General features: G+C 52.7%; 3 protein-coding genes and 1 pseudogene. All 4 read right to left on the reverse strand.

The window, feature by feature from the left end; all coding sequences use genetic code 11:
- Positions 1-178 (reverse strand): annotated as a pseudogene (locus tag BMZ71_RS15560) (IS1634 family transposase); the annotation flags it as partial.
- A 212-nt stretch (positions 179-390) separates the two neighbouring features.
- Positions 391-4,200 carry a helicase-exonuclease AddAB subunit AddA gene (gene addA, locus BMZ71_RS13930; RefSeq protein WP_086989643.1) on the reverse strand — a complete coding sequence of 1,270 codons (3,810 nt, stop codon included), beginning with the start codon at positions 4,198-4,200 and terminating at the stop codon, positions 391-393.
- Positions 4,200-7,829 (reverse strand): PD-(D/E)XK nuclease family protein, encoded by a 3,630-nt coding sequence (locus tag BMZ71_RS13935; protein WP_086989645.1) that lies wholly within the window; start codon positions 7,827-7,829, stop codon positions 4,200-4,202. The genes addA and BMZ71_RS13935 overlap by 1 nt, the downstream gene beginning before the upstream one ends.
- Before the next feature lie 300 nt (positions 7,830-8,129).
- Positions 8,130-8,414 (reverse strand): ATP-binding protein (locus BMZ71_RS13940; protein WP_143071456.1); only part of this gene is annotated, 285 nt, incomplete at its 5' end.

Consider the following 8,414-nt stretch of genomic DNA (forward strand, 5'->3'; position numbering starts at 1 on the left):
TCTGGTCCACTTTTTTCTGAAGTTCTTCGATAGCGTTGGGGTTCTCCGCTAGTAACTTTTCTTTGTTTCCAAAATTTTGTATCACGCGAATCTTTGGTTTCTTCGTTTCGGGATCCCTGTAAGATTCCGCGATGCGCACGTATTCCTGATCCCGATTTTTGAAAATTTGAAGATACATTTCCGACACCACCTTTACAGCTATTATAACATATATACATACATATATACAATACAAAAACAAGTGAAAAGTGCTAGAAACATTATAAAATTAACGTTTCTAGCACTTTTTGATTGATTAAACTGTAAAAGTCGGGAAAAAGGTGCAGCAGCCTTGGCGAAAACCAAGGATGCTGCACCTTCTGTTTGTCGTTCAATAATATACCGCCGTAATCAGACAACCACATTGGTATGGTTCGACAGTAGCGCAATGTATGCCGCGCTGACGGGTTTCTGTCGGATGGTTTCGAGTCCCTTTTTGTAAAGGTTCATCTGGCCGCGGTACTTGTCGACGATGTTCTCGGGCAACACCGGCGCGCGGTCGCCCACGAAGTCGGTCTTGAAGTCGTAGAGGACGATGTGATCGTCGTACTCGATGAAGCCGTCGATGATACCGTGGATCAGCAGATTGTCCGGTGAGTCTTCCGGTATCTCGGTGAAGATCCTACTGGCCGGAATCAGCAATGAGAACGGCATTTCCCGTCTCACCCTGTCCGCGTTCGCTTGGATTTCCTGTCCCAACTCGGTTTCGAAGAACTTGGCAATCTGTTCCGCATCGAGCTTCTCCGCGACGGCTTGCTCCAGCAGCCCATCCCCTACCAATTCAAGCAACAGTTGCGCCACATAGGCTGCGGTGATTTCCTTTTCCAGATCCACGGACTGCATCACGAAATGCGTCGCGGTACCGATTTCGGCGCTGTTCGGCATCACCGTCTCCTGCATGAAGCGCGGACGCGGGAACTCTGGCTCCACATAGCGGGAGACCCGTTTGGTGTCGGAAAGATCCAACTTCAGCATATGGCTTTCGTCAGGATCTTCGAACAGTCGCTTGATTTCGGAAACGGACTGGTAGCTGGTGGTCGTCGTTGCCGCTTCGTGGGGATACTGCGCCTCCATCAGGGCAACGGCCAGCTTCATCTCTTCAGCCAAGGAATGCTCATGCGTTTCGACGTTGGCGGATGCCATCTGCTCGATTTCGTCTTTCCACTGCGATTCGTTGATTTCCTCCATGGCGACCGGAATGTAGGACAACAGGTCTTCCTCGCGGAAAGTCTGGATGCTGAAGTGTGCCGGATAGTGCGTCAGTTCGCCCCGGTATTCCTTGTGGAAATGGTCGTTCTCGGCGTCCTCGTGCCGGTACAGGCACATGCCGAGCCATTTCATCATCGAGCTGGCTTGCAGCCGCAGGTAATCCGGCAGCAGTTTCCCGCTTGTTCCATCGGCCACTTGCCAATCGGCCCAGAGCTTCTCCTCGGATTTGTAGGAACCGACCAGGAACAGCTTCTGCTCGGCCCGGGTCAAAGCCACATAGAGCTTGCGCATCTCTTCCGCCAGCAGTTTCTTTTTCTTTTCGATCGCCAACGCTTGGCGCGCCAGGGACGGATACTGAACCCGTTGCTGGACGTCGAAATAATCGGTTCCTAGTCCAAACGTTTCCGAGAAGATGTATTTGCTTTGCGTATCGCTCAGGTTGAACCGCTTCGACAGATCCATCAGGAAGACGACCGGGAACTCCAGGCCTTTGCTGGCGTGGATGGTCATGACCCTTACGGCATCCTCATCGTCGCCGAAAGAAGTCGGCTCCGCCAAATCTTTGTCGCGCTGCTGGATCTTCTCGATGAAGCGGATGAATTGGAACAGCCCTTTGTAGTTCGTTTCCTCGTATTTTTTGGCCCGCTCATAGAGTGCGTGCAGGTTGGCCGTCCGCTGTTTGCCGGCGACCATTCCGCCGACGTAGTCGAGGAAGTGGGTATCGTTGTAGATGGTCCAGATCAAAGTGACAAGGCTGCTCCGTCTGGCCGTGTTGCGCCATTCGTGCAAGCGTCCCATGAACAGTGCCAGTTTGCTGTACGCATCCTTTATTTCCGCAGTCTGCTCGATTCCGGAAGCTTCGCATATTTTGATGAAATGCTGCACAGCTTCGTAGAAATCGCTGTTCTTCTGCTGGATGCGGATCAGCGCCAACTGCTTCTCGTCCAAACCGACGATCGGCGAACGCAGGACTGCCGCTAGCGGGATATCTTGGCGCGGATTGTCGATCACCTTCAGCAAAGAGAGGATGATCGAAACCTCAGTGCGCTGGAAATAGCTTTCCGTGTCGTTCAGGATGACCGGTATCTGGAAATCCTTGAAGATCTCCAGGATGACAAGGTTGTTCTTCTTCGTCGGCGTCAACAGCACGATGTCCCGGTAGGAAAGCGGCCGTTCCTCCTTGCTCTTCTTGTCGTAGATCAGGAACTTCTCATCGATCAGTGCCTTGATTTTCTGTGCCACCATCGTGACTTCCCCGGCCGTTTTGTCGTCGATCGTCAGGTCGGCTTCGAGATCGTTCTCCGGCGCGAGGGCTTCCTCGCCGCTGTCGGCGTCCTCCGACAGGTAGATCAGCAGCTCCGTCTGGTTGCGCTCGCTCTCCGGGAAGGATTTGTTGCCGGCTTGGAGCTTCGCGGCTTCGTCGTAATCCATCTGGCCGACTTTTTCGTCCATCAATTGCTCAAAGATGAAATTCGTGAAATGGATGACTTCTGCGCGCGACCGGAAGTTTTCCGCCAGAATGATCCGTTCCCCGCCGTTTTTGTCGGCAAAGGCCGCATATTTGCGCAGGAACAGGCTCGGGTCGGCCAAGCGGAAGGCGTAGATGGACTGTTTGACATCCCCAACCATGAACAAGTTCTCGGTTTCCGGTTGGTGCCGTGTCACCCAATAGAGGATGCTCTCCTGCAGCTGGTTCACGTCCTGGTATTCGTCAATCAGCACTTCTTCGAATTTGTTGCGGTAATAGGCGCTCGCATCGCTCATCTTGCGCTCCCCGTCCTCGGCGATCGGCGCCAGAATCTGCAGCGTCAGATGCTCCAGATCGTTGAAATCGAGCACATTGTCGTCCAATTTTCGTTCCCAATAGGCTTCGGAAAACCGTTTCGTCACCCGGGCCATCTCTTCGGCATACGGGTGGATGCCCTTCAGCACTTCTTCCTGTTCCGCAAGCGGCCGGTTGAGGTACTGCGCGCTCAATGCGGCGAAATCCTTCTTGTATTTGTCGCGCAGGTTTTTCAGCAGTGCTTTTTGATCCTTCACTTCATCCGCATCGGCCTTCTTAGCACTCGGCCAACGCGCAAACTGTACTTGTTCGTTCGCAATCGTGTAGGCCAATTCGTAGTCATCCTGCTGGACAGCTTCCAACAGGCGATCGGCATAGCCCTGTTCCGTTTCAAAAATTTCACGCTGGGCAGCCGTCTCCACATCTTGCCCGGCCAGATGCCGCGCTTGTTCGATGTCGTAGCGGATGCCTTCGATCAGGCTCAGCAGCTGCGGCTTCAGCAATTCCTGGTAGAGGACAGTGTTCGTCAACCCGTCTTCAGTGTTGTACAAAGACGGCAAGGAATCCAGCCATCGGTAAGGAATCGGATTTGCACGCGAAAAATCGTAGAGCGAGAAGATCAGCTTCATCAGATCGTCGTCGCTGCGGTCCTTCGAGTAGGCCTTGGCCAGATTCTTGAAGTGCGTATCCGGCTCCCCGTAGAGTTCCTCCTTTACCTCTTCCCAGACATCCTCCTTCAGCAGCTCGACTTCGATCGTGTCCGCCAACAAGCGGAAGACCGGATCAAGATCGATCAGGTAGAAATAGCGCTGGATGACCTTCAGGCAGAAGGCGTGGATTGTCGAGATGTTCGCCTGCGGCATCAGCGAGAGCTGCTTGATCAGGTGCAGGTATTGTTCCTGCGACTGGGCTTCGTTGATGGCGGTCTGGATGGCGCCCGTCATCCGCTCCTTCATTTCCTTGGCTGCCGATTCGGTGAAGGTGACGACCAGCAGTTCATCGACGTTCGTTCCGCCCTTCACTTTTTCGATGATCCGCTGAATCAGTACGGTCGTTTTGCCGGAGCCTGCCGAGGCGGAGACGAGGATGTTGTCCCCGGTCTGGTATATCGATTGCCATTGCGTTTCCGTGAATTTTTCATTGGGTGTGCGTGCCGGTATGCCCGTCATCATTGCTCCTCCCCTTCCTCGTTGGATTCTTGATTGTTCTCGTCGAGTTCTTGCTTGATCTTCGAAAGGACATCTTCCTTCGTCAATTTGATGTATTTGCGGTAACGGTTCTCCGGCAAGGTGTTGTCGAACTGCGAGATGGCGCGGTAAGGCCCGCTGACGGTCGGCGTGTATGGCCGTTCCTTGATCGGGTCGAGTTTCAGGTCGCCGGAGAGGATTTTCTCGCCGGCCTCCACCATGTTGGCCCGGTTCTTGGCGATCAGGTGGTTGAAATCATCCAGTGTGATCAAATCGTCATTTTTGCCTAGATTGCCGGCCTTCAGTTTTTTGAATGGGAAGATTTCCGAAGCCTGACCGCTTTCGACAGCCGGATCGATCAGATCCAAAACAGCTGTGTCGTTCAACAACAGCCCTTTCAGCTTGTAATCGGTGATGATCGTCTTCTGGTAATCCTCGAGCGTCATGAAGCTGTTCTGCTTGATGAACGGGTTCTTGACGTGCAGATAGAAAGCTCCCGCAGGCAATGTCTTCCCGGCCAGCAACTTGTCGGCGTTCAGCAAAGCCACATCCAGATAGGTGATCATCTGCATCGCCAAGCCATAGTAGGCGTCGGAGAAATTGAAACTGTGCGCGCTCGATTTGTAGTCGAGGATGGTCAGGTAATTCTCTTCCCCGGCATTGACCAGATCGATCCGGTCGATCTTCCCGCGGATATGCAGGGTGCCGCCGTTGTTCAGCGGCATGTCCAATCCGTCCAGCATCTGTTCGCCACCCAATTGCCCAAAGACCGCTTCGGTGCGGATGTTCTTCAGCGCCGTCCGACGGCTGTGCTGGTTGAGGACCCAAGCCATTTTCTGGATCGTTTCGCCCAGTTGGTCGCGGATGAAGGCCATCCGGTTCGAAGTCGACAGGATTTTGTACTTGTCATTCCCATAGATATTCTGCAGCACAGCATCGGCAATCTGCTTGACCGTCTCCTCGCTCAGATCAGCGGTGTCGATTAGCCTGCTCTTCAGCTGGTTGACGATCTGTTCCAAGGCTTCATGGAAAAATTCGCCCGTGCCGGCTGCGGACAGCTCGTATTTCGCCCGTTCCTTGAGCTTCAGTCCGTATTGCAGGAAGTGACTGTACGGATCTTCGAAATAGCGCTCGAGCTGCGAGACTGACAGATACAGGTCTTTCCCGTAGAGCTGTTCGGCAACCGGCGCCGTCAGTTTGCTCGGGATATTCTTGTGCCAGAGGCTGGCGAAGACCTGCTGCATGATCCGTTTGGCTTGTGGATCCTTGGAGATGTACGCCAAGATGTATTTCCACAGCGTCGGGACCGGCTCATTCGTCGCGCGCTGATGGCGCAAGAGATGGACCAGCTGGCTGATGTTCTGTTGTTTGCTGCCAAGGAAGGCCGTCGTATCCTCCGCATCGGTGATGTCCTGGTGTTTGATTTCGACAGGGATCTGCAGCGCATTGGCTACGCGCGACACATAAGGCGAAAGCCTCGGCGATTTCTTGCTGTCGTCCGCACTCATCGGATAGCTGAAGATGAGCTTTTCCGTCCCCGAAAGGAAAGCCTGGTAGGCCACATACGGTTCGGCAGCCATCGATTCAGCAGTCGTCGGGTGCAGGTATTTCTCTTCATTATTATTCAACGAGCCACTGAGCCGCTCGCGGTCCTCTTCCGTCAACAATGATTTGTTCTCTTTCTGCGCAGGCAGATGGTCCTGGGTCATCCCCATCAGGAAGACCACCTTTGCCGGCTCGAAACGCGCCCCCTCGATGCTCGAGAAGACGACCTGATCGATGCTCGGCGGCACCAGACTGAAGGTTGCGTTCTGGAAACCGGTCAAAAGGATTTCATGGAAAGCTGCCGCCTGGAAAGGGCTGTCCCCCAGAATTTCGACGTATTCGTCCAGCAGATTCAGGAAAACTTTCCAGATCTGTTCCTGCTGCCGCGCCTGGATCAGGTCCCCCTGAGCCAATGATTCATCGCGCCAGAACAGCATCTGTTTGTCGACTTTGGCGGCGATCAGGAAATTGTACAGGTTCCTCGCGGCTTCCCGGCCGGTTTTGGCCTTCGCCATCTTCTGGAAGAACGGCAGCAGCAGATCCCTCAGATAATTGCGGACCTCGTTGGAGGTGTCCTGCATCCGTCTGTCCTCGGGGCTTTGGTTGTTGTTGCCGTTCTCGTCCCGAAATGTCGCAAAATACCAGTCGTCTTTCGAAAGCCAGCTGTTGCCTTCATAGCCGTATGCCAGCAGGACGTTCTCGATCACATCGACCTGTTCGCGGAAGCGCAGCACGGCTGCCGCCGTTTCCTCAAGCTCCTGCGGATTGTCAGGGTTGGCCGGCGTCAACAGTTCCGTGCGCAATAAGCGCATGATATCCGGATAGCGCCAATGATGGCGACGGATGCGGAATAGTGCGTCGATGAAATCCATGAACGGATGATGCTTCATTGCGTCCGCTTTATCATAAAAAACATCCATACCGTCCTTGTCGAAGATTGGCTTGACAATCGTTTCGTATTCCTCGACCGTCCGCGCCAAAATCAGGATATCCTTGTAACGGTAGCCGTCCTCGGCGACCAGTTTTTTGATTTCATTGGCGACATGAAAAACTTCCGCCTGTTTCGTTTCGCAGCCCCAGACGCGGATATCTTCTTTCTGAGCTGCAGTCAGCTCAAAAGAACCTTGGACTTTGTTGGCAGTCGCATCGGTGGATGCGACCCAATAATTCTCCAGGGTCAACAAAGCATCCTTGTAGCCGTCCGTATCCTTCGCAACCCAGTGGTCCTTCATGATCTGTACGCGCAGACTGCGCGCCAAATGATAGAGCGTGTGGTAGGTCGATCCTGCGGTATAGAACAACTGATGCATAGCCGGCGGTTCGCTGACATAGGCTTTGTCCAGCGCCAACGTGATCGTTACTTGTTTCGCGGAGCGCAGCAGCGTCGTAACAATCTGCAGCTCGCGGGCCGTGAAACGGTAAAAACCGTCGATGAAAACATAGGTGTTCTGCATGTCCAGCGTTTCGATGACCCCTGCCAACGCCTCAAGGATGACTTCCTTTTCGAGGTACTTATCCAGTAGCGCTTCATTGAAGGCCTGGTAAAGATCCTTCAGTTCGGTCAGCTTCAGCTGGAAGTCGGCCTCATTGCCGGATTCAGCATGGTTCGCCAAAATCCCCTGCAGATCTTCCTCCTCGATGCGGCCGCTGCGCAGCTCCAGAAACAGATCCGTCAGTTGCTTGATGAAGCCTTCTTTGTTCGCTTCCCGGCGGAAAAGGATCAGTTCCTGTTCCTTCTCCATCAGAATCTTCCGTACCAGCATGCTGAGGCCGGCTTCCGACAATTGCTGCTGTTGGAAAATCGGCGACTTCTTCAGCAGATACCACGCCAACCGGCTGAAGCTGAACGTCTGCAGATTCATCGAACCCATCATATCCTGATCGCGGAAAGCCTCGAATTGCCAAAGCTTTTCCAATATCGACATCTCCGCCTCGAACTTCGCGTGCTCCGGAACCAGCACGAATACCTCAGCATCCGGCTCCTCCGTCATAATCCGCGAAATCCGCTCATATATCGCCTGTTTCTTGTCCGCTGATTCCTTGCCTAATATAAACTGCAACCCCATCGGATCGCCTCCTGTTCGTGTAAGTCAATATGGTTATTTTACCATAAGAGGGTGGGGAAACATGTAGATTAACAGGGAATATAAAAAAGTGAAAATCTCGCTCAAGAGAATTTCACTTTTCTAAATATTTGGTACCACGCGATAGGAAATTTCAAACCATAGTCATATACTGTAGCATTTACCTCAGATCAATAATTGGGAAACTCACCCATTCTGATTGAGAAACTTGTCGCAAAGCTCCATTAAAACTGATTGGTTTATTTTTGTCAGCGTCAAGTAGAATTGAACAGTTAACGCCAATTAATTTTGAACACTTTCGCTCACAAACATGCTCTGGCGATGCTTCATACGGTAGCTGGCTTCATTCATGTGAACGACCTCCGCTCGATGCAGAATACGGTCTAAGATAGCCATTGCGACGCCCTCATCGCCCAATAATTCTCCCCATTGGTCGGGGCTCTTATTGGAGGTCAAGATGATTGAACTCCGTTCATATAGATGATTAATCAAATGAAAAAATAGGGTAGCTTCCCTTTGATCCATTGCCATATACATCAAATCATCAATGATCACTAAATCAGACGC

The organism is Trichococcus flocculiformis, assembly GCF_900113645.1.
Taxonomy (GTDB): domain Bacteria; phylum Bacillota; class Bacilli; order Lactobacillales; family Aerococcaceae; genus Trichococcus; species Trichococcus flocculiformis.